This window comes from Marinifilum fragile JCM 15579 (genome assembly GCF_001310955.1).
In the GTDB taxonomy this organism is placed as follows: Bacteria; Bacteroidota; Bacteroidia; order Bacteroidales; family Marinifilaceae; genus Marinifilum; species Marinifilum fragile.
Genome location: NZ_BAZX01000002.1, coordinates 308,293 through 330,580, shown reverse-complemented (window position 1 = coordinate 330,580; position 22,288 = coordinate 308,293). Strand labels below are relative to the sequence as shown.

The window sequence follows — 22,288 nt, the reverse complement described above, 5'->3', positions numbered from 1 at the left end:
CTTTTTCATCAATGGAAAAAGTAGGAGCCTACCGGCTTGAGGATAAGAGAAATCTATTTCTCTTGATTCCAATTTAAATAAACCTTTTATTTTAAAGCTCATTCTAATCCATAAGCTTACCACCTACCTTTTGCAGAGTAAGTGGCAAGCATATTTTTTATAAACAGTCCAATGAATTTTAGGAAATTTTAATAATTCTTGCTGGTTTAGGCTTCGCTTCTTCTTTTTTAGGCAAGTGAATCACCAAAATTCCATCAGAATAATTGGCCTTTATTTTATCACCATCCACTACCTCCGAAGGCAATTGGAACGAACGCTGGAACGAACAATAAGAGAATTCTTTTCTGGTATATTTGTCTCCCTTATTTTCAGTCTCACTCTTCTTTTCAGAAGAAATGGTTAACTGATTATTGTCTAAGTTAATATTGAAGTCTTTCTTATCCATTCCAGGTGCAGCAACCTCAATCGTAAATTCGTTTTTATCCTCCTTAACATTCACTGCTGGTAAAGTAGTGTTTGTTGTAGAGAAATTTGTGGTATTCCAATCCATCCAATCTCTGGAGAAAAAGTTATCAAAGAAGGATGGGAAAAAATTATCGGTATTTTTCTTAACTAAAGTCATAATTATACCCTCCCTAATTTAAATTAATACATACTTATATTCTCAATAAAATTAGAATCGCGATTCACTTCATTTCTTTCAAATAAAATGCCAAATCCACCACGATTTTGTAGAACTCTGAAAATCAAAACCTCTTCAAAACATAGGCAATACTGTTAACTGACAAATTTTCATCATTCAAAATATCACCTCTGAATTTTTGACACAAAACACTGCTAAATAAGTCATTGTGTCACATCATGCAATTTTTATCTTTACCTGATTTGTTTCAATATCGCTCTGATTAATCAATTGAATGCAAAATTTCTTGAGGAGTAAATGCAGGCTTTGCAGAAACCTCTTCCCATTGCTTCCCATAATGAATATACCTCGAAGAGGCGTTAGCAATAAAGTGGGGCAACGCCATGTTTTGCTATACATATTGTTTATAGCCCTGTACCAACTGCAGTTGGGATGGTATCATTCGATGGTTGTGATTTATTAAGGTCATCGATTGGATGTATGAAACGTTCTCCATCATCAAGTTTTCCACCAAAAATAACATGACTACAATTGCAATAACCTAATTACAATTCATATTTGTATGAGTACCTGATCCTGTTTGCCAAACAACTAAAGGAAAGTGATCTTCTAATTTACCCGCAATAATTTCATCATAAACTTTGACAATTAGTGTAGATTTATCTTCAGATAACACTCCCAATTCTGTATTAGTAATAGCTGCTGCTTTTTTCAATATTTAAACTTTAAAAAAAAGACTCTTATATAGTCACTCATTATGTACTAAAAACTAATGTCATGTCGGAATCAAAGTCTTCACCTCTGTGTAAAAAATTGTATAAATAAATGACCAGGTAACTTGACCCAAAACCATATACAAGTAGCTATACTTTTTATTCCCAAAGTATTTTGTAGTAAGGAAAACCCCAATAGGAATTGACAAGACCACATGCGTGAGTAGAACTATTCCTGGGAATCCATACTTGGCTTTAAGTTTTATAATTCGCCGCCTTCTTTTTGTAAATATTCTTTTAGGTTTTATCCTATTTTTGAAAATAGCAGGTAATAAAGCATCGTAAATTTTAATTAGACCTTTTGAAGTAAAAGTAAAAAATACGAGTCCAACTATCCCACCAATATTGGTATATAGTATCGTCTCAAAAAATGACATATCAAATGCATATATGGCAATTGGAAAAACTGCGGCAAATTTCCAACTACTAAAAAAAATGATTAAAACCTCCTTCACGATATATTAAGCTTGTACTTTCAGAATTAATTACTAAAAGGTTGAATAACAAGTTAGGAATTTTAATTATTCAATAGTTTATTTTATTGGTAACTTTAATCTAAAGATTTGGTTTTCAAACAAACCATTATACCATGAAAAAGAAAGAGACCTTCTGGAGTCCTTTAGATAATGCTGCTAAAATATTTCCAGCTATTCGCAACAAGGAGCATACTACAGTTATGAGATTATCGGCAGTATTAACAGAGTCGATTGTCATAAGCAGTCTTCTAAACGCCATTAAAAAGGCCGAAGTAAGGTTTCATTATTTTAAAGTACAATTACGTAAAGGCTTTTTTTGGTATTACCTTGAACAGGTAGAAGGTTCAGTAAAAGTTATGCCTGATGATACCCTACCGTGTAGAGCATTTTATAAGAATAAAGAAAATAAACTATTACTAAGAGTCCTCGTCTTTAAAAATAAGATAAGTGTTGAGTTATCACATATTCTAACGGATGGTCACGGCCTGTTCATCTTTCTGAAATCAATTCTTATCTATTATTTTAATGAAAGAGGATTAATAAGCAATAAGCAAATAGATCATTTTTTCACCACGGATTTCGATAAAGAAGAAATTGAAGATGCATATCGTCGTTATTTTAAAGAAAACATCCCTACAATCACAAGACAAACTAAGGCATTTCATCTACCTTTCCATTTAAGAAGTAAACCACGATTTGATGTTTTGTTCGCCATTTTATCCATCAAGGAAATTCAACAAAAAATACAAGAAAAAGATGTAAGCATAACCGAATACTTAGTCGCGGTTTATCTTTTAGTTCTGCAAGACATCTATTTTGAACACAAGGGAAAAGGCATATCTCCTCGAAATAATATTGCTCGAATCCAGGTTCCTATTAATCTCAGAAAAATTTACCCAAGTAAGACAATGCGTAATTTTTCACTTTTTGTAATGCCCGAAATAGATTTTCGCTTGGGCAAGTATTCATTTGAAGAGATACTCAAAATTGTCTATCATAAAATGAAGGTTGAAACAGACGAAAAACTCATTAATAAAATAATCTCTCGTAATGTTGGTAGCGAAAAAAAAATATTACTCAGAGGAATACCCCTATGGTTAAAAAGTCTTGTGCTGCATATAAAATACTATTCAGAAGGAGCGAACCAATACAGCGGAGTAGTAACCAATTTGGGAAAAGTAGAGTTACCACCTTCAATTAGTAATAAGGTCAATTTTTTTGCCGTTACACCACCTCCCCCAAATAAAAAGCTTAAATTAAACTGTGGTGTTATTGGATATGATAATAAACTTGTTTTGAGTTTTGGAAATATTTCCAAATCAAAAGATTTTGAGCAGAAATTCCTTCACTTTCTTAGTCAACAAGGAATAAATGTAAAACTAAAAAATAAGATTTAGGATATGAGTTATTGCAATTATTGTGGTGTAGAATTGGACACTAATATGACTTTTTGCCCATTGTGCGGTTTATCCAGAGGAGAGAAACCGAGTGTCCCTCATGAATCGAAATCAAAACAATTTAATTCTGAGAATGAAATTCAGAATGGTAGTAAGAACCTGACAAATGCTCAGAAACGAAAACTATTTTGGGAAATATCTGGCATAATCTTACTATCAGGAAGTATTGCAACAATGACTATCAATCTAATTTTAAATAAAACAATCTCCTGGTCATTATATAATGTAGTTGTCTCCATAGCTCTATTTGCCAACATTAGCTGTTTCACATTCAGTCCGAACAAAGTCTTTTTTTTAGTCTTGGGTAATTTCTTTTCCAATGCTCTTCTCATTATACTTCTAGATTTGATAAGTTCAAATACGGGTTGGGGAATAAAACTAGGAATACCTATTCTTGTTTCGCTATATGCCCTCTTGGTTATGGTGTTTTGGATTGTGAAAATATCAAAACATCATGGATTTAACATCTTAGCAGTAATTTTTTTTGCAATAGGCATATTTCTGATATGCACAGAAATTTTTATATCACTCTATTTTAAAAATGCTATCCAACTTCGATGGAGTATCATTGTAGGATCATGTCTGATACCAATATCAATATTATTATTGTTTGTACATTACAGGCTCAAGGTTGAAATAAAGTTGCGTAGGTTCTTTGATATTTAGAATCGTACAAAGAGTTCTGACCATAGATCGCGATTCAAAATAAAGTACAATATAAATGTTGCAATCCAACCATGAGCAAGACCAATAGCCCACAAATTCCTCCATTTTAGATATACCGTAATAAACACCATTTCTAAAAAGAAGGTGAAAATCATAAGCGAATAACTTGGGTAATGAATTAGACTAAATAATGTTGAGACCAGAAAAATGATAAAAAACCTGTTAATTTTTACTTTTGAAATGGCTACCAGGTTATGTGAAATAATTCCCAACATCATAAATTGTTGAATAATACCCCAACATGGATAAAGTAAAAATATCAAAATAAAATGCCAGGAAAAAGACAGCTCACTATTATAACTACCATAAATAACAGATATTACAATACTTATAAAAATTATAGGAGTCAAATAAATAATTGTTTGCTTGAAATTCTCTTTCTTAAAACCCCAAACATGCAAGCTTTTGGGATTAGTTTTTACCCTAAAAAAAATATAAATCAGCCACAACAGAATAACCCCTACAGTATAGAATGCTCTATAATCTAGCCGATCCATAAGGATGAACTTAAGAATGGCAGTTATAAAAACCGCCAGTATCTCCAGGTGTTGTAGACTATTATATTTCAATTTACCTATCAGATTTGCAGACTTATGATTCTATATAGTCATCTTGATTCGAACCTTTTTCCATAGTAATATAATTCCATATGTCATCAAGAATCTTTTGCTGATCTATTTCAGAAGGCCTATCACCTTCAAGATATTGAACTTCAGCTATGTTATTAAAAAATTTATCAAAATCAGTATAATAACCTTCTGTTATTTTATATTTGACAAATACTCTTGGGTAACTAAGTTTAATAATAAATTCGTACTCAGGATAAAACAGAGTATTCTTTCCCGTATAATAGTTTTTAAATTTTTCTGGTATCATAATTCTGCTTTTAAGTGTTTAAATTCTAATGCCATTTCGCAATATCTCAACAGGTTAGATTTGTTAATCATTACTTAGATACTTTGTAAGGTAGTGCAAAATACCAAAGCAGCACAAAAAATTCTTAATTAGAATGAATTTGAGGATGTGATTTAATATCTGCACAATTCTTGTAGATAAATTTGAGCCTAAACAGAACTTCATAAAAAAGCTAATAACACCATTAGCTTCAATTCCTTAGCTACCCCACCAGGGCGTAAACTCTCACCCATTCAGGGTTTAGTATCATCCATTCAAAACACAAAAGCCGTTGCCTTTTGCTATTGCTATAAAACTTTAATTCTTTTACTAATGACATTTCATTACTCAAATTCCTCATAAAAGCCTCCTCTCATTCGTAAAGACGTATCAGTGCTACGTCTCTACCATAACACCCACAACTGCACACTCTTTCTTGGCATTGTTTCCTTCTCTCCTGTCATTGGTACACTAATTCTCCTCATCGGCAAGCTTCTATCTGCCCTTGAGCTTGTGTGAGTGAGCAAATGCAAGCTCCCACCTGCCAATGTTTGAGTCATTCCTGCCAAATGCATTGCACTTATTAACAATGAGCGTGCGGTTATCAACATTGAGCGTGCAGATGGCAGGTCTCTCGATGCAGATGACAGGTCTCACGATGCATTTATTAACATTGACGGCGCAGTTTTCAACATTGAGCGTGCGGTTCGCAGGTCTCACGATGCAGATGACAGGTATGAGCGTGCACTTATTAACATTGAGGGAAACATTGGCAAGTCTCACGCTAACATTGGCAGGTCTCATGCAAAAAATGACATATCAACTATTATTTTCGCCTTTTAAAACTCTAACAAAAAGCCATTTTAGCACCTGATTATAAGCTGAAAGCTAAAATATCATCTAACAAAATAGTCGCAAAGCTACTGTTAATCGGCATTTCAGCAACCTCCAATTACTTTTAACATATTTTAATACAAGTAAAAGCATAATATTATTAACTTAAATCTGTATTTTTTACAACATATTAATTCCAGCGGTAAAATATATCAATCACCCTAAAATTATTAAACAATGAAACAGACTAAAAAATTTACAATGGCCTATTCTGAGTTGGGACAGCGCGGCGATAGAGTTCAAGCTGTTGTTGCTCGTGATGTGGCGGAATTCGTGAAGTTTGGCTACGAAGAAACCATTCCTACCCAGGTGGCAGACAAAACCAAACAGTTTAAAGACATCCTACCCGACATGTATTGGGAAGGGCAAAAAACCTTAAAGACCAACGCCAAGGACGAATGCAGAAGTACTTTGGTAGGACTTTTAGGAGAAGTTACTTTTAAAGCCAAATTGGCTTTGGGCAGCGGAAGCAAAGAGTATGCTACTTTCCGTTTTAGCGGAGTAGATCGCAAAACCGATAATGAATTGGTAGCTTATGCCAAGCATGTTTGTCAAACTGCCGAATTCTTTAAAGAACCATTGAGCAAACGCAATGTAACTCCCGAGTTAATCACCCAAACTACCGATGCTACCATTGCTTTAGACGATGCCATTGATGCACAAGCCGAGGCCATATCAATTCGCGAACAAAAAAGTGTGGAGCGTCTTGCAATGGGTAATGAGCTTTACGAATTAATTGTTGAATTGTGCGAGGTTGGCAAAAGAATCTGGGAGCACAAAAACGAAGCTTTTTACAACGACTATGTGCTTTATGCTTCGAGCAAATCGACTACACAGGCCGAAGAGAATGAAGAAGTAGTTGAAGAAACAACAAACGAAGAATAGAAAATAGTGTTAAGTTGATATATTTACCGGGGCGAATCTCAAGAATGTTTGGGGTTCGCATTTTTATATCCGTAAAGCATAAGGATAAAATATTGATATCACCACAGAGAACACGGAGGAGCACAGAGAAAAGCCGGAAAGCAAAATCAGGAAAATATTACGGTACGCTGTACCTTGATTTACAAACCCTACTACTTCTCTACAAATATTGTGGTGCGCTGCACCTTAGCAGCATATTCAACATTTGAGGTGTTTTAAATGAAAGTCATCCACATTAAGCAGCAGAGCTGCGTAATATTTGTAGCCCCCGTGATTCAATGAAAAAACAGGTGCAGAGCACCGTGATATTCTCTGTGAAACTCTGTGCACCTCGGTGGTTAAAATAATACAACCAACATGGTAATATAGGAGGACAAAAGGAAAGATAGAATGGAGAACCACATATCGCTCTATATCAATCAAAACCAGGAGTTCTATGATATCAGAAACCAGTTAAAAAAAGTTAAAACAAAAGAAAAATTACAGCTCGCATACGTGTCCTAAGGCTGACAGATGTCTTTGTATTGAAAAAGTGAAATGGGATCATTTCACTGGAAGATGAACAAAGATTTGTAGTGAACATGATGCGAGAAAGGAATTTACAACAAGAAAACAAATATGAAGACCAGGCAATTTGCCGAAAACATGTCCTGAAATGTTTTTGCCTTGCCCTAATTCTGCTTTTCTCAATCCAGGGATTTTCCAACAACATCAAGGGAAAAATTCAGGATTCGAAAACCCTGGAGAGCATCCCATTTGCCAATGTGCTGGTAAAAAATACCACCAATGGCATGATGTCAGACAGTGATGGGAACTTTAACCTGAACATTGAGAAATTCCCTTGCACCATCATCATTAAATTTATTGGCTACAAGTCGCAGGAGGTTCGCGTTGAGAATAAAAATCAATTCCTGAATGTAATGCTTGAGGAGGATGTGGTGGCCCTGAACGAGATTACCGTGAAGCCCGACAACTCATACGAGCGCTCTCTGCTGAGAAAGGTGATTAAGAACAGGAAGAAAAATAATCCCGATAACTACCAAGCCCTGTCCTACAAGGACTACACGCGCACAACGGTATTCCTATCGAATCTGGGGGTGAAAACCTCGCAATCGAAAACATTCAGAAAATCGGCCGATGCTTTTGTAAAGAGCAGCGACTCTACTGATGATGCCTTTCTATATGGATGAAACCATCAGCGAGCACGCCCGAAAAGATAAAGAAGACAACAGCCATATTACGGCTCAGAAATCGGATGGGATTCTCTCGCAGGTCAACCCGCAAATCAAGTCGGTGCTTGACAAGAAGGTGACCACCGAATTCAATTTCTACGACAACCAGATTGACATTTTAACAAGAGGATTTCCCAGCCCGATATCGAGCACGGCCCTGATGTACTACAATATCTACCTAAGTGATAGTATTGTAAGCAACAAAGTGAAGCACTACAAGTTCAATTTCTTTCCCAAAAGCTATAAGAACATCACCTTTAAGGGACATTTCTGGGTAGAAGAAGGCAGTTGGGCCCTGACCGAAATAAAGGCTTCGCTGCCCAATTCGGCCAACCTGAATTTTGTGAAGGACTTGGAGGTACACATCAATTACGAAAAACTTTCTGATGAGCAGTGGTTCTACAAAACCCAGAAGATTAACTTGAAGCTGACCATCAACAAGAAAGAGGGAAACAAGCGCAAGAAGAAAACCTTCGATGTGCAAAAGTTAATCTGCTATCGCGATGCCAGCACCAATGATTTAGCTCCCCTCGCGGAAAAGCCCTCTTCGAGCTATGCACTGCTAAATACAGAGGCCAGCAACAATAAAATTATAGCCTTCAGGCATGAAGTGGCTCCTCTTGACACCTTTGAGCAGTCGGCCTACAAGGGAATCAAGCAATTGAAAGAAAATAAATTCATTAAGGTGGCTGATAAGTTTAGTGCCATGACCCTGAACGGCTATTATAATTTGGGCAAGCTGGATCTGGGTCCATACTTCTCTTTTTATCGCAAAAATGAAATAGAAGGGCACCGATTGACTTTGCCGTTGCGCACCAGCGAAAAACTTTTTAAGAATTTTATGGCAGGAGCTTACCTGGGCTATGGATTTAAAAACAAAGAGTGGGCCTATGGCGGAAATGTAAAAGTGATGCTTCCTACGAAAAAAAGAAGTATCCTGTCGGCCAGCTACCACTACGACTATTTTGATCTGACCAGGAACAAGTTCGTAGAGTTCATCAGGGAGAACCCTTACCAGCAGGGGGGTGGAAATATCATTTCCTCTTTTACCTCGGAGGTTCCTAATCCTTACCTGATACGCAACCGTCATGTCGACCTTAGCTATGAACACCAGATAAATACGAGTCTGGGCATATTAGTGCGCCCTGAGCTGAATAGGTTTTACTCGAATTACAATTTGGCTTTTGAGCAGGGAAACCAAAGTCTGTCGCATTTCGACACCTACAATGTGATGCTGGATGCCAGACTTTCCTTTGGCCAGGATTACGACGAGGGCTTTTTCTCACGCATCTATTACGGAAATCAGAAACCGGTATTCCATATCTCTACCCTTATGGGACAGTACAAATTGCCTGTGGAAGATGGCAAGAAAAGTGGCTACTATGCCAATGTGAACCTGTCGATGAAAAGTCGCTTTAACATGGGGCCCATGTTTTTAAAGTCGATGATTGAAGGGGGAGCAGTACTTGGAAGCGTTCCTTACCCATTGCTGCAAATGCCACGGGGAACACGCGATATTGGATCGGCACGTTACCATTTCAACCTGCTGCACCATTCCTCTTTTGCCAGCGATATGTACATGAGTGCTCACCTCTGCTTGAACGGTGGCGGTGTTCTTTTCAACAAGCTTCCGCTGATCAAAAAATTCAACTTAAGGGAGGTGGTTAGCTTTAAGGCCTACCACGGAAAACTCTTGGGAAATCACAACAAAGTAATGAAGATTCCCAATATGCTTCAGGCACCAGGCAAGGAACCCTATATGGAAATGGGCTTTGGGGTGACCAACATTTTCAAATGCCTGAGGGTTGAATATGTGAACCGAATTAACAAGGGAGCCTATTTCGACAAGTTCTCTTCCAGTCATGGTTTTAGGTTTAGAATAGAAGTGAGTTTCTAATTTGGTCTGCACCTAAAATAAATCATCAAATAATCAATCAAGATCAAATCATGAAATTACGAGTAAGTGTAAGATCCAGATTTACTACTTTAGGGTATCAGCTCATTTTGCTGATGCTCCTTTTTCAGTTTAGTCGCCTGCTGTTTATTGGTTTTAACCAGGCTTTGTTCTGCAACATCTCTTGGCACCTCTATCCCATTTATCTGGTGAATGCAATCAAGTACGATATAGCAGCTGTCTGCATGCTGAATGCCCCCTTTATTCTACTGAGTATATTGCCCTTTTCCTTTTGCGAAAGGAAGTGGTACCAATACCTGCTGATGGCTTTGTATGCCGTGGTGAATACTGTGGGATTGGTGGCTAATCTTGCCGATATCTTTTACTATCCCTACACTTTGAAACGCATCACCTGGTCGATTTTCGATTACCTGGGAACACAGGCCAATATGTCATCGCTTGGCGGGGAATTTTTGCTTACCTATTGGTATGCCTTTGTTCTGCTAGGCCTATTGATTGGCAGCTTGCTGTGGTTTTTCCGCTACAGCCTTTCGAAACTCAAGAAGACCAGAAGAGAACTTGACTACCAAACAGCATTCGGCGTTTGGTTGCTGATGGCATTGGGTACTTACCTTGGAAGCATCAATAATTTGAATCCCTTTGGCGAGTCCTTACAAATAAGCGATGCCCTTGACGATGTGGAGCAGGTGGAAGATGCCGGCATTGTTCTCAACTCGGCCTTCACCCTACTTTCCTCTTACGGCGATGATTCAGCATCCACCTTCCGGTGGTTCAGCCACAAGAGCAAAAGGTATCAGCAGGAGAATTCAGACCCGACAATGTGGTCATCATCATACTGGAAAGCTTTACCCGGGAGACTTTCGGGAGTTTAAATACGGATTTGGAAGGAGGAAGCTACAGAGGTTATGCTCCCTTTTTGGATTCCCTGATGCAGAAAAGCTTATATTTCACCCATGCCTACGCCAACGGACGCAAGAGCATGGATGCTGTACCAGCCATCCTGTCCTCGATCCCTGCCAACCAGACTCCTTTTATTCTGGCCAACCAAGCAGGTAAAAAAGTAGAAAGTTTAGCCTCCTGTTTAAAAGCTAAAGGTTACGAAACCTTCTTTTTTCATGGCTCGCACAACGCCACCATGGGCTTTGCTGATTTTTGCCAATCTGCCGATGTAGATCACTATTACGGACTGGATGAATATCCTGCCGGAAAAGACTTTGATGGCACCTGGGCATATTCGACGAGCCATACCTGCATTATATGGCCGAAAAACTGGACGAGTGCAAGAAGCCATTTTTATCGACGGTATTCACGCTGTCCTCGCATAATCCCTACGTAGTACCAAAGGAGTACCAGGGAAAATTTCCCAAGGGAAGCAATGGCATTCATGAAACCATGCTATATACCGATTATGCCCTGCGCCAGTTTTTTAAAACCGCTGCCAGCAAAGCATGGTATCAAAATACCCTGTTTGTCATCACGGCCGATCATGCCATTACTCCCTGGCACAAGAAATATGCAACCTCGGCAAATGCCTTTGCTATTCCCTTGCTGTTTTATGCACCAGGCAGGAATTTGAAAGGCAAACGAGAAGAACGGGTGCAGCAAATCGATGTTTTCCCTACGGTACTCAGCTACCTGAACTATGAGGAAAAATTTAGATCTGCAGGGAATAACCTGCTTGATCCGCACTCGCCAAAATTTGCAGTGAGCATTGTCAACCAGTGCTACCAAATGATTCAGGGGGATTACCTACTGCTCTACGATGGTAAGAAATGTAAGGCTCTTTATCAAATAGAAGCAGACCCTTATCAGAAACACGATATCAAAAATTTGAACCCTAAAGTAGTAGGTGACATGCTGTCCTTGTTACACGCCCACCTTCGTCTAATAAACCAAAATAATAAGTCATGAGTAAGTACGATTTCGTTAAAAACAGTAATTTGGTCATTCAGGCCAAACTATTACGTGAAACCAACATGTATCCCTTTTTTCGTCCCATTTCATCACCTCAATCCGATACAGCCATTATCGAAGGCCATGAGGTATTGATGTTTGGCTCGAACAACTATCTGGGACTGAACAATCATCCAAAAATTAAAGAAGCGGCCAAAGCGGCCATCAACAAATACGGCACCTCCTGTACCGGGAGCCGATTCATGAACGGAACCCTGGATTTACACCACGAATTGGAAGATGAACTGAAAGATTTCCTGGGCAAGGAAGCAGTCATCATCTTCCTACAGGATTCCAGGTGAATACGGGTGTACTTCCGGCCATGGCTGGGAAAGGGGATCATATTTTTATTGATGAGCTAAACCATGCCTCAATTATTGATGGCTGCAGAATGAGCCTGGCCCAGCGTATCAAATACAAACACAATGATATTTTTGATTTGGGCAGAAAACTGAACAGAGTAAAAAACTCTGCGGGGGTAAAACTTATTGTCACCGATGGTATTTTTTCCATGGATGGAGATATTGCCAAGCTGGACAGAATTGTAATGGAAGCAAATAAACACAATGCCTTCACTTTTGTGGATTGTGCCCATGCCATTGGAGTATTGGGAAATCATGGAGCCGGTACTGCCTCGCACTACGGCATCACCGACCAGGTTGATCTGATAGGAGGAACTTTTAGCAAGTCGATGGCTTCGGTGGGTGGTTTTGTTGCCGGTAATAAAGATGTGATTGACTATTTGAACCACGCCTCCCGCTCCTACATGTTCAGTGCCAGCTTGCCGCCAGCTTCAACGGCCAGTGTGTTGGCATCACTGCGCCTCATCAAATCAGACGACTCCTTTCGCCAAAGGTTATGGGAAAATACCCGCTATGCGTTACGCCTGATGAGGGAACACAACCTGGATATTGGTCTTGCCGAAACACCAATTATTCCAATCTATATTCGCGACAGCATTCTTACTTTCCGCGTAGCCAGAAAATTACTGGATAAAGGAATCTATGTCAATCCGGTGGTGGCTCCAGGGGTGAAAGAGAATGATGCGCTATTGCGTTTTTCTCTGACAGCAGCTCACAGCAAAGAGCAAATTGAGCATGCCATTGAGATTATTAGTCAAGTTGTAAAATCATATGTCCCGAAGGAAAGCCTATGTCACTAGAAATAAAAGAGGTGAAAACGGCTGCTGAGATGAAGCAGTTCATTCGTTTTTACACGACCCTATACAAAAACAATAAGCAGGTTGCCTTTCCCATTCATCTTGACGAATCGCATACCCTGAAAAAAAGTAAAAATCCGGCACTGGCTTTTTGCAAGGGCAAATACTGGCTGGCTTACCGGAACAATCAAGTTGTGGGGCGCATTGCAGCATCATCAACCGAAAAGAGCAAGAGAAGCTGGATCAGAAGATAGGCCGTTTTGGCTGGTTCGATTTTACCGACGACCAGCGAGTTTCGGCTGCCCTAATGAAAACCGCCATTGAGTGGTTGAAGCAAAATGATGCGGAAGTATTGCATGGCCCCATGGGCTTTACAGATATGGATCGTCAAGGCTTGCTGATTGAAGGATTTGCCTGTGAAGGCACTTTGGCCACTCAATACAACTACCCGTATTACGAGAAGCACATTGAAAACTTAGCCTTCGAAAAAAGTACCGATTGGGTGGAATATGAGATCCAAACCAACGATGCCATTGCCGGAAAAATGGAGTCTCTTGCCCAAAGATGCAAGGAAAGAAACAAGTTGGTCAGCATCAAACCCAAAGGTTCCAGGGAGGTGAAGAAGATTGCCCCGGAAATTTTCAAGCTGATTAATGAGTGCTACAAGGATCTTTATGGATTCATCCCCCTGACCAAGGAGCAAATGGATTATTACACCAAGTCGTACTTGAGTTTCATCAACATGAATCTGATCAGTTTGGTAGGCGACGAAACTGGAAAACTAATTGGTGTTGGCATCGCCATGCCTTCCTTCACAAAGGCCTTGCAAAAGGCAAAGGGCAAGCTGTTTCCTTTTGGCGCACTGCACCTGCTAAAGGCGGTGAATAAAAACGACCGCGTAGACCTTTACCTGATTGCAGTGGATGAGCAGTACCAAAACAAGGGAGTTAATGCCATTATCATGAGCGACATTATCAGCGGCGCTGCCCGCATGGGAATCTATACCGCCGAGAGCAATATTGAACTGGAGGATAACAAGAAGGTGCAAGCCATGTGGCGATTCACCCCAAACAGGCAACACAAAAGACGCAGGTGTTACTCCAAACAATTATAGGATGAGCAGAATACTTATCACCGGAGCAAATGGATTTATTGGGAGTTTCCTGGTAGAAGAAGCCCTCAGGCAAAAGCATGAAGTTTATGCCGGGGTGCGTAGCAATAGTAATTTGAAATACCTGGATGTGGATCGGTCTCACATTTTGAGGCTGGATCTTTCCGACCGTAAAAAACTAAAGCAGGAGTGGAAAAAGCTGGATATTCCCGCTTTCGATTATGTGATTCACAACGCCGGAGCCACGCAAGTCGTGGAGCCCTCTGATTTTGACCGAATCAATAATCAATATACTCAGAATCTACTGGAATCGTTGGTGGAAGCTAAGTTTGCCCCCAAGAAATTTATATTAATGAGTAGCCTGGCTGCCATGGGTCCGGGAGATGCACAAAGTATGCTTCCCATTGAACCATCTGATCAGCCTGCTCCCATTACGCATTACGGCAGAAGTAAGCTACGAGTAGAGCAATATCTGAAAAAACAGCAGGAAGTGCCTTACCTGATATTCAGGCCAACGGCTGTGTATGGCCCCAGGGATAAGGATTTCCTGTCCCTGTTCAAGGCAATCCAAAAGCATCTTGAGCCCTACATAAGCAGTCCCAAGCAGCAGCTCTCCTTCATCTATGTGAAAGACCTTGCCCGTTTGCTCATTCAATCAACGAACAGTTCGGTAAGCAATAGAAGTTTCTTTGTATCGGATGGGGAAACCTACACCTGCCGACAATTGTCGAAAATCAGCAAGAAGACACTGGGAAAATGGACCTTCCCCCTTGTCATACCAAAGCCACTGTTGTGGGGCATCTCTTTTATCTCGGAAAAGATAGCTCACACAAGGCGCAAAACCTCCTTGCTTAACAGTGACAAATACAAGGAACTGATCAGCATGAACTGGGCCTGCAACTCCCGGGAAACGCTGGAGGTTTTCAACTTTACACCACAATACGATTTGGAAACGGGCATTGCATCAAGTATTCAGTGGTACAAAAAAAACAAGCAACTATGAATGTACTATTGATCTTTCTGAGCATACTCCCCTTTTGTAAGGGGGAAGTCGCAGACTATCCTATCCCTGACAAAAAGGAGCATCACCTGTTCTATATTCAACGCACCCACAACACCAACACAGTTGTTTATGAAGCTAATTTCAAGGACAATGGGCAACTAAATGAGGAAGAACCCATTCTGGCCTACTGGATTTTATATGAGAAAAACGGGCAAACAGAACCTTTGACAAGAATGGAGAACAGCTTTGCCTATGGAGTGAAACACAAGGCAAGAGAAAACTGCTCCAACGAGTACGATATTCATTTGGTATCCTACAAAAACTTAAAACTGATACTAAAGCAGGTGGCTCCTTTCAAGGCAAAGGTCTTTTTCCAGAGCAAAAACCAGGAAGAGGTCTCTCTCGATCACATCTTTATACATGCCAACAATGCAGGTCTCTGGACCAAAGTTGATTTGCTGGAAGTGTACACAAACCTTCCCAACAGTGATAAGCTCAAAAAAGAACATATTTATATTGATTGATCGAATTAAACTGTAATCAAAAAGTAACATTGTAAATAAAAAAATTGAAAAACGATCTTATGCAAACTTGGATTAATATTTATACCTAATTTCATATGAAAGCGAATCTCAAGAATGTTTGGGGTTCGCTTTTTTAAATCATCCAAAAAATAATTTTCACATTGAATTGATCATGTTGTATCTTTAATAGAATCATTTTAAATAAGCATACAACATGAAGATTCTGAATACCATTGCCTTACTTCTGGCAACATTCTCCTTTGGCCTTGCTCAGGAGATTCCAGCTGTTTATAGTAATATCGGCTCCGATGAAAATGGCGTATTTCTTCAAATGGAAAACAGAAGAATTTATGCCTTAAAAGAAAATGATCAATTCAAATTTGAAGATTTATATGCGGCTGCCATCGGAACAAAGGAAGGATTAAGCTTTGATTTTAAATTTCCGGAACTGAATGGTACTCTTTATTACGGATTTATCAATTACAATGATGGCAAACATCCGCAACCGGTTTATTTTCGTGAGAGTTCGTCCATAAATATTGGCATTTGTCATATCCCAATTAAAAGATTTTTATCGGGCAAATATGATATGATCGATTGGGAGAAGACAGGAAAAGGTGTGATTGGCTATCGTATCGTAAACGACAAAGGCGATATGTTTTACGATGGCAGAATGGCTTTTACCTACTCCGACGAAATGTTTAAAACAGAACCCACCATAGTTGAAGGCCCTTTTATCAATCAACTTTCGCACAAAGGTGCGGTAATATCTTTTACTACTTCGGAAGAGGTTGAGGCAGGCATTCAAATCGATGGAAAGACATATAAAAACAAGAGGCCAGCTAAATATCATGAAATAAAGGTTAATGATTTACAAGCCTCTCGAAAGTATACCTATACCGTTTCGGTGGGTGATTTTAAATATGACTTTAGCTTTGAAACTGCTCCTAATCCGGGAAGCAGAAAAGCTTTTACTTTTGCCTATGGCAGTGATTCTCGCGCTGGAAACGGCGGTGGCGAGCGAAACATTTTTGGCACCAATGCTTACATCATGAAAAAGATTGCAGCTTTGGCCATGTCCGAAAATGCCAAGTTTGTTCAGTTTACAGGCGATTTAATCAATGGCTACGACACCAGCCGAGAACGCATGAACCTGCAATATGCAAACTGGAAACATGCAGTAGAACCCTGGTGGCATTACATTCCTTTTGTTCCGGGTTTTGGAAATCACGAAGCCTATAATTTTGTTTTTAACGATACCGAGGCAGGCACTTATCATGCCATCGATCATTTCCCTTTTAAAGATGATTCAAGTGAATCTTTGTTTCAAGATAATTTTACACTGCCCGAAAATGGCCCACGAAGCGAAGACAACTCAAAATATGATCCCAACTCCAATACAATAGATTTTCCTTCCTACAAGGAAAGTGTATTCTGGTATGCCTATGACAATGTGGCTGTAGTTGTTCTAAACTCGGATTATTTTTACACTCCAAGTGGCATACCCACCACTGGTGGTAATCTCCATGCTTTTATTATGGATAATCAAATGATATGGCTTCAAAAAACGCTAAAGCAGTTGGAAAAAAATAAAGATATCGACCATGTTTTTATCTCCATTCACACTCCTTTCTTTCCCAATGGCGGACATGTAAAAGATGATATGTGGTATGATGGCAACAACAACTTTAGAGCAGTTGTGAACGGACAGTTTTATAAGAAAGGAATCATCGAAAGGCGTGATGAATTGCTTGACCTCATCGTTAACCAGAGTAAAAAAACGGTGGCTATCCTAAGTGGCGATGAACACAATTACAACCTGCTTACCATTACCAACAAAATGCTAAAATATCCCCAGGAGTATCCGCACGAAAAGCTGGAATTAAACAGAACTTTCTACCAGATAAACAATGGTGCAGCTGGAGCTCCCTATTATGCACAGGAAAAAACACCATGGTCGGAAAATGTTCGAAACTTTTCTACGCAGAATGCTCTGGTGCTGATTGATGTTGATGGAAATAAAATTAAAGTTCGTGTTAAGAACCCCGATACATTGGAATTGATTGATGAATATATTCTTCGGGAATAATCTTTATGCACAACAAATTAATCAATATGAGATTCTTTTTCGTCCTGATATTATCCTTGTGTTTTACTTGGGAAATTTGTGCTCAAAATGAAACAAACAGCTCTTATGAGCCATCTCCTCTATTCGAGAGTGATGAAATTTTTGAAATCAAACTCAAAGGAGATATCAGAAAATTGTTCAACGACAGAAAAGAAAATGCAAAATATCACCCTATTGTTTTCTCATATGAAATCAATAACCAACACCACTCTATAGATATTCGTGTAAAAACAAGAGGGCATTTTCGCAAGATGAGAGTAAATTGTGCAATTCCTCCCCTTCTTTTAAATTTTGACACTTTGCCGGATTTGGCTGAAACCATTTTTAAGGGACAGAATAAATTAAAACTGGTAACAACTTGTGTTGATGAAAAATTTGTTGTACAAGAATACCTGGTTTATAAAATCTACCAGTTAATTACAGAGAAAAGCTTTCGAGTAAGATTGGTAAAAGTGATTTTTGAAGACATAAATCGAAATAAAATCAGAAATGCCGGCTATGGAATTCTCATAGAAGATCAGGATAAAATGGCCGTACGAAATTCTTCAGCTATTCGAAAGCAACTACAAGTTAATCCGGAAACAATCGACAAGGAGTATTTTCTTAAAATGTCTGTATTTCAATTTCTGATTGGCAACACTGATTGGTCGATCCAATACCTTCACAATATTAAAATATTAAACAGCGAAAACAATTCATCATTATATGCTGTTCCTTACGATTTTGACATGTCTGGAATTGTAAATACACCATATGCGGCACCTGCAGAAGCCCTTCAATTAAGCTCTGTTCGCGATAGAAGGTATAGAGGATATTGTCTGGATGACATGAGCGAATTTGAATCTACTTTCCAGTTATTTAATGAATTGAAAAAAGAAATTTATGCCATTTACGAGAATAATACCTTACTCGATAAAACTAACAAGAAAAACACACTTAAATACCTAGACCGGTTTTATGAAATTATCAATGATAAAAAATTGAGCAAAAGGGAATTTCAATATCCATGCAACCCAAATGGAACAGGCAATATTGTTATTCAGGGATTAAAGAAATACAAAGAAAATGGCAAAAAAAATTCCGACAAATAGTCGAAATCATTTTTTCATAAGGTCGCCAAACCCTCAGGCTAAAACGATTTGCCAATATCATTTCAGCCCATCTCTTTTAATTTTTACAACAAAAACTACTTTATAACCATGAAGTTTTTCTTGTTTTTTAATCGATTCCAATCTCTAGCATTCATCGATTGAATCATCTTCGTAGTAAGATCAACAACTACGAAATCGTCGTCTACCGTGTAGAACAAATCTTTTAGCTTTTTTAAAAATTTCATATCCCCTAAAGTTTACTGTTTTACTACCTTAAATTTAATAGGATTATGAATAATTTTCAAGCTGATTTTGTATGGTTTAACGATTACGTAATATGAATTCACGATTACGTAATATCAATTAACATTTACGTAAAATCTTATAAAAATTCCACTGAATTAAAGTACAAATTCTTTTTGTCAAGAAGTATTCTTTTCATGCGCGATGGCCCACCTATCGCAATTTGATAAATGTATTTGCCACGGAAGAAGAAACGTTTAAAATAGGTATACTCATGTTTGCCCACCATCTGTGTATATTCAATTTCTTTCCCCAGCATTTTTTGGTAAGCCACGGATCTTTCCTCTAACAGAATTGTCCCACTACTTACCAAACTGCCTTCTTTCATTTCTTCATAATATTCGGATGGATCTGAATAGGAAAAATCAATTCCTACTTTGGAAAAATCAGAAGCCACTATCCCAAATACCGTTACTGCATCCTTATAACTGAACACCTCTATTGAAATACCATTGAGCTCTTTGTTGTGAACAATGGGTTGATCAGGAATTGAAAATCTAATTTTTGATTTTTCTGACTCTATTTTTTTCCATTCTTCCTGTGCAACAACACCAGATATCCAAGCAAAACTAAGGACACAGATCAATATAAACTTTCTCATACTTTATTTTATTTCAGGCAACTCAATCCCTTTTATTTTTCGATACAAATCAAGAGCAAATACATCGGTCATGCCAGATACAAAATCCAACACCGACATGATTTTCTTGTAATCACTCTCACCTGACACATCGTATTGTTGAGGGATTAAGGATAGTAAGTTTTTCGAATAGAAATTATCGGGTTCCATCACCGCTGAAACGAATTCCTCCAATAAGGTTCCCAAAATTTTATAACCTGCCAACTCAATTTCAATAACCGATCGGTGTCGATAAATTCTCTGAACAGCTACTCCCGCGCAGGTTTTATACGCTTGCTTGCAAGTTGGCTCTACCTCCTTGATTAAAGTTCCGTTAAATCTTCCATTTAAAATATCATCGTAATTATCAAGAAAAACATGAACACACTCTCCCACCAGTTTACCAATTACACTGGCTCTAATAAATGCAATCTGCTCATTGGTGTCAGTTACCTCCTGGCAAGTTTCATTAATTCTATCAAGACTTGATTTTTCTTTTTCAGGATCATAAAAGTTTAGAAGGAGTTCCTTGGTTTCTGCAGTACTCAAAATGTTTAATTTGTGAGCATCCTCAATATCCATAATTTGATAACAAATATCATCGGCTGCCTCAACCAGGTAAACCAAAGGGAAACGTGCATATATTCCTTCACTTACTTCAGGAATTTCCAACTCCCTGGCAATTTTAAAGTAAGACTCCTTTTCGGTCTGAAAATATCCATACTTTTTCTTTCCAACTTCAGGAATTTTATTTGACTCCCAAGGATACTTTACAATGGATACTATGGTAGAATAGGTAAGTGCAAATCCTCCTATTCTTCTTCCATTAAATGCATGTGTCAACAGTCGTAAGGCATTTGCATTGCCCTCAAAATTGGTTAAATCGAACCACTCCTCATCGCTAAATTTATCCTTAAGCTCTGCCCCTTCTCCTTTTTCAAAATAATGCGACAAGGCTTTCTCCCCAGAGTGACCAAAAGGAGGATTACCCAAATCATGAGCCAAACATGCTGCTGCAACAATACTGCCTATTTCTCTAATCCCTGAATCAGGATCAACTTTTTTCTTCTCTATTAATTTCTCAGCGAGCAAATTACCAAGTGATCTTCCGACACTAGAAACTTCCAAACTATGAGTTAATCGATTGTGTACAAAAATACTTCCGGGTAGCGGAAAAACTTGTGTTTTATTTTGTAAACGACGAAATGGTGATGAGAATATCAACCTATCGTAATCTCTTTGAAATTGAGTTCTCACATCAACACTTGCAGGTGAGTATTTATCTTCTTGTCCGAATCTTTTCGTTGAAAGTAATTTTATCCAATCCATAATTTAGATTTAAAGCTCCTAAATTACATTAAAAAATTCTCGTTGTCCGATTTGTTTAGCAATTATTAACAATTCACCACTTTAACTGTTATACTGATACATTGAAATGTACGTATTCGTACATCCTATGTAATAACATCGTACACATAAACCATCAAAAAAGAATGTACAAATCATTCATTTTGCTGATTTAATGACAGTTCCATTATGTGGCACGAGTATTGAAAAATAAAGTATCATTGGGGTGAAGATTTTCTAATTTATTATTATGCTTATTTAATTCGACATTATCAGTTGATAATACAGGTTTGTCGATAATTGTGTACGTTGGTCTAAATAAATTTGAAATCCAATCACATAAAATTACTATTGTATATAGATTTTTTTAAATACATCAATATTATGATCCGATTACAAAACATTCACAAATCGTACATCACCGGAACCAACAAGTTGCATGTCCTTAAAGGTATCGATTTGCATATTAAAGAAGGTGAATTGGTATCAATCATGGGATCTTCCGGCTCCGGAAAGTCAACATTATTGAATATTCTCGGACTTTTAGACAACCATGACGAAGGAGTTTACGTGCTAAACAACGAGGAAATTAAATCGATGAGCGAAACAAAAGCTGCCAAGCTTCGCAATAATTTGTTGGGTTTTGTATTTCAATCATTTAATCTGATTTCTTTTAAAAATGCTATGGAAAATGTAGCCCTTCCACTCTACTATCAAAAAGTATCAAGAAAAAAGAGAAATAGCCTTGCCATAGAGTATCTTGATAAAATGGGATTAAAAGAATGGGCACACCATATGCCAAACGAACTTTCGGGTGGACAAAAGCAAAGAGTTGCCATCGCCCGTGCTATGATTACTCAACCCAAAATTATTTTAGCCGATGAACCCACCGGAGCTCTTGACTCAGCAACTTCAATTGAAGTAATGGATCTTTTAAGAGAAATCAACCAATCAGGAATTACTGTAATTATCGTTACTCACGAAAATGATATTGCCCATATGACAGATAGAATCATCAATTTAAAGGATGGTGTTATCGAATCAATCGTAGAGAATAACAAAATTAACCATACTGAATCGGTTAAAATTCCTCTTCAGGAATAAACCAAACCCTAA

General features: G+C 38.2%; 24 protein-coding genes. 17 read left to right on the top strand and 7 right to left on the bottom strand.

Annotated features, from left to right (window positions below; translation table 11 throughout):
* Positions 1-178 precede the first annotated feature (178 nt).
* Together JCM15579_RS03335 and JCM15579_RS21245 are read right to left on the bottom strand one after the other, a co-directional pair.
* Positions 179-622 (bottom strand): Hsp20/alpha crystallin family protein, encoded by a 444-nt coding sequence (locus JCM15579_RS03335; protein WP_054715702.1) that lies wholly within the window; start codon positions 620-622, stop codon positions 179-181.
* Positions 623-1,184: 562 nt separating this feature from the next.
* Positions 1,185-1,358, bottom strand: coding sequence for a lyase family protein (locus JCM15579_RS21245; protein WP_245625804.1), 174 nt, complete (start codon positions 1,356-1,358; stop codon positions 1,185-1,187).
* A 647-nt stretch (positions 1,359-2,005) separates the two neighbouring features.
* Here JCM15579_RS21245 and JCM15579_RS03325 point away from each other — a divergent pair.
* Together JCM15579_RS03325 and JCM15579_RS22205 are read left to right on the top strand one after the other, a co-directional pair.
* Positions 2,006-3,289: a hypothetical protein gene (locus tag JCM15579_RS03325; RefSeq protein WP_054715696.1), complete on the top strand. Its 1,284-nt coding sequence runs from the start codon at positions 2,006-2,008 to the stop codon at positions 3,287-3,289.
* A gap of 3 nt (positions 3,290-3,292) precedes the next feature.
* Positions 3,293-4,015 carry a DUF6320 domain-containing protein gene (locus tag JCM15579_RS22205; RefSeq protein WP_054715693.1) on the top strand — a complete coding sequence of 241 codons (723 nt, stop codon included), beginning with the start codon at positions 3,293-3,295 and terminating at the stop codon, positions 4,013-4,015.
* Here JCM15579_RS22205 and JCM15579_RS22200 read toward each other — a convergent pair.
* Both JCM15579_RS22200 and JCM15579_RS03310 read right to left on the bottom strand, forming a co-directional pair.
* Entirely contained in the window at positions 4,012-4,572 is a 561-nt protein-coding gene (locus JCM15579_RS22200; RefSeq protein WP_373280231.1) for a CPBP family glutamic-type intramembrane protease, read from the bottom strand. The two genes, JCM15579_RS22205 and JCM15579_RS22200, sit on opposite strands and share 4 nt — an antisense overlap.
* A gap of 94 nt (positions 4,573-4,666) precedes the next feature.
* Positions 4,667-4,951, bottom strand: coding sequence for a hypothetical protein (locus JCM15579_RS03310; RefSeq protein WP_054715688.1), 285 nt, complete (start codon positions 4,949-4,951; stop codon positions 4,667-4,669).
* 1,089 nt (positions 4,952-6,040) lie between these two features.
* Between JCM15579_RS03310 and JCM15579_RS03300 the strand changes: the two genes are divergently transcribed.
* From JCM15579_RS03300 to JCM15579_RS03245, 14 genes are all read left to right on the top strand, one after another.
* On the top strand, positions 6,041-6,748 hold the full coding sequence (locus JCM15579_RS03300; RefSeq protein ID WP_054715682.1) for a hypothetical protein: 708 nt from the start codon (positions 6,041-6,043) through the stop codon (positions 6,746-6,748).
* A 620-nt stretch (positions 6,749-7,368) separates the two neighbouring features.
* Positions 7,369-7,977 carry a carboxypeptidase-like regulatory domain-containing protein gene (locus JCM15579_RS03295; RefSeq protein WP_054715679.1) on the top strand — a complete coding sequence of 203 codons (609 nt, stop codon included), beginning with the start codon at positions 7,369-7,371 and terminating at the stop codon, positions 7,975-7,977.
* The gene (locus tag JCM15579_RS03290; protein WP_054715676.1) at positions 7,955-9,916 is read left to right on the top strand and encodes a DUF5686 family protein; all 1,962 of its coding nucleotides are present in this window, start codon (positions 7,955-7,957) and stop codon (positions 9,914-9,916) included. The genes JCM15579_RS03295 and JCM15579_RS03290 overlap by 23 nt, the downstream gene beginning before the upstream one ends.
* A 50-nt stretch (positions 9,917-9,966) precedes the next feature.
* On the top strand, positions 9,967-10,806 hold the full coding sequence (locus JCM15579_RS20140; protein ID WP_157471305.1) for an LTA synthase family protein: 840 nt from the start codon (positions 9,967-9,969) through the stop codon (positions 10,804-10,806).
* The gene (locus JCM15579_RS21745; protein WP_306305806.1) at positions 10,701-11,270 is read left to right on the top strand and encodes an LTA synthase family protein; all 570 of its coding nucleotides are present in this window, start codon (positions 10,701-10,703) and stop codon (positions 11,268-11,270) included. The genes JCM15579_RS20140 and JCM15579_RS21745 overlap by 106 nt, the downstream gene beginning before the upstream one ends.
* Positions 11,192-11,845 (top strand): LTA synthase family protein, encoded by a 654-nt coding sequence (locus JCM15579_RS21740; RefSeq protein ID WP_083464508.1) that lies wholly within the window; start codon positions 11,192-11,194, stop codon positions 11,843-11,845. The genes JCM15579_RS21745 and JCM15579_RS21740 overlap by 79 nt, the downstream gene beginning before the upstream one ends.
* Positions 11,842-12,189, top strand: a complete 348-nt coding sequence (locus JCM15579_RS20585) for an aminotransferase class I/II-fold pyridoxal phosphate-dependent enzyme (RefSeq protein ID WP_218186042.1) — start codon at positions 11,842-11,844, stop codon at positions 12,187-12,189. Before JCM15579_RS21740 ends, JCM15579_RS20585 begins: the two co-directional genes overlap by 4 nt.
* The gene (locus tag JCM15579_RS03270; RefSeq protein WP_218186041.1) at positions 12,186-13,049 is read left to right on the top strand and encodes an aminotransferase class I/II-fold pyridoxal phosphate-dependent enzyme; all 864 of its coding nucleotides are present in this window, start codon (positions 12,186-12,188) and stop codon (positions 13,047-13,049) included. Before JCM15579_RS20585 ends, JCM15579_RS03270 begins: the two co-directional genes overlap by 4 nt.
* Positions 13,040-13,300, top strand: coding sequence for a hypothetical protein (locus JCM15579_RS19970; RefSeq protein WP_083464507.1), 261 nt, complete (start codon positions 13,040-13,042; stop codon positions 13,298-13,300). The genes JCM15579_RS03270 and JCM15579_RS19970 overlap by 10 nt, the downstream gene beginning before the upstream one ends.
* A complete protein-coding gene (locus tag JCM15579_RS03265) occupies positions 13,198-14,160 on the top strand; it encodes an N-acetyltransferase (RefSeq protein ID WP_172677352.1) in 963 nt (320 codons plus the stop codon). The genes JCM15579_RS19970 and JCM15579_RS03265 overlap by 103 nt, the downstream gene beginning before the upstream one ends.
* Position 14,161: 1 nt before the next feature.
* The gene (locus tag JCM15579_RS03260) at positions 14,162-15,160 is read left to right on the top strand and encodes an NAD-dependent epimerase/dehydratase family protein (protein ID WP_054715662.1); all 999 of its coding nucleotides are present in this window, start codon (positions 14,162-14,164) and stop codon (positions 15,158-15,160) included.
* On the top strand, positions 15,157-15,684 hold the full coding sequence (locus JCM15579_RS03255; RefSeq protein WP_054715660.1) for a DUF4833 domain-containing protein: 528 nt from the start codon (positions 15,157-15,159) through the stop codon (positions 15,682-15,684). The genes JCM15579_RS03260 and JCM15579_RS03255 overlap by 4 nt, the downstream gene beginning before the upstream one ends.
* Before the next feature lie 214 nt (positions 15,685-15,898).
* The gene (locus JCM15579_RS03250) at positions 15,899-17,773 is read left to right on the top strand and encodes a metallophosphoesterase (RefSeq protein ID WP_054715655.1); all 1,875 of its coding nucleotides are present in this window, start codon (positions 15,899-15,901) and stop codon (positions 17,771-17,773) included.
* 26 nt (positions 17,774-17,799) lie between these two features.
* Complete coding sequence (locus JCM15579_RS03245) at positions 17,800-18,903, top strand: CotH kinase family protein (protein ID WP_157471303.1); 1,104 nt, start codon at positions 17,800-17,802, stop codon at positions 18,901-18,903.
* A gap of 95 nt (positions 18,904-18,998) precedes the next feature.
* Here the strand turns inward: JCM15579_RS03245 and JCM15579_RS20135 are convergent, their stop codons facing one another.
* The 3 genes from JCM15579_RS20135 to JCM15579_RS03235 form a co-directional block, all read right to left on the bottom strand.
* Positions 18,999-19,148, bottom strand: coding sequence for a hypothetical protein (locus JCM15579_RS20135; protein ID WP_157471301.1), 150 nt, complete (start codon positions 19,146-19,148; stop codon positions 18,999-19,001).
* 137 nt (positions 19,149-19,285) lie between these two features.
* Positions 19,286-19,807 (bottom strand): hypothetical protein, encoded by a 522-nt coding sequence (locus JCM15579_RS03240; RefSeq protein ID WP_054715649.1) that lies wholly within the window; start codon positions 19,805-19,807, stop codon positions 19,286-19,288.
* A 3-nt stretch (positions 19,808-19,810) separates the two neighbouring features.
* Positions 19,811-21,154, bottom strand: coding sequence for a deoxyguanosinetriphosphate triphosphohydrolase (locus JCM15579_RS03235; protein WP_054715646.1), 1,344 nt, complete (start codon positions 21,152-21,154; stop codon positions 19,811-19,813).
* A 402-nt stretch (positions 21,155-21,556) separates the two neighbouring features.
* On the opposite strand from JCM15579_RS03235, the gene JCM15579_RS03230 reads away from it, so the two are divergent.
* The gene (locus tag JCM15579_RS03230) at positions 21,557-22,276 is read left to right on the top strand and encodes an ABC transporter ATP-binding protein (protein WP_054715643.1); all 720 of its coding nucleotides are present in this window, start codon (positions 21,557-21,559) and stop codon (positions 22,274-22,276) included.
* Positions 22,277-22,288 lie beyond the last annotated feature (12 nt).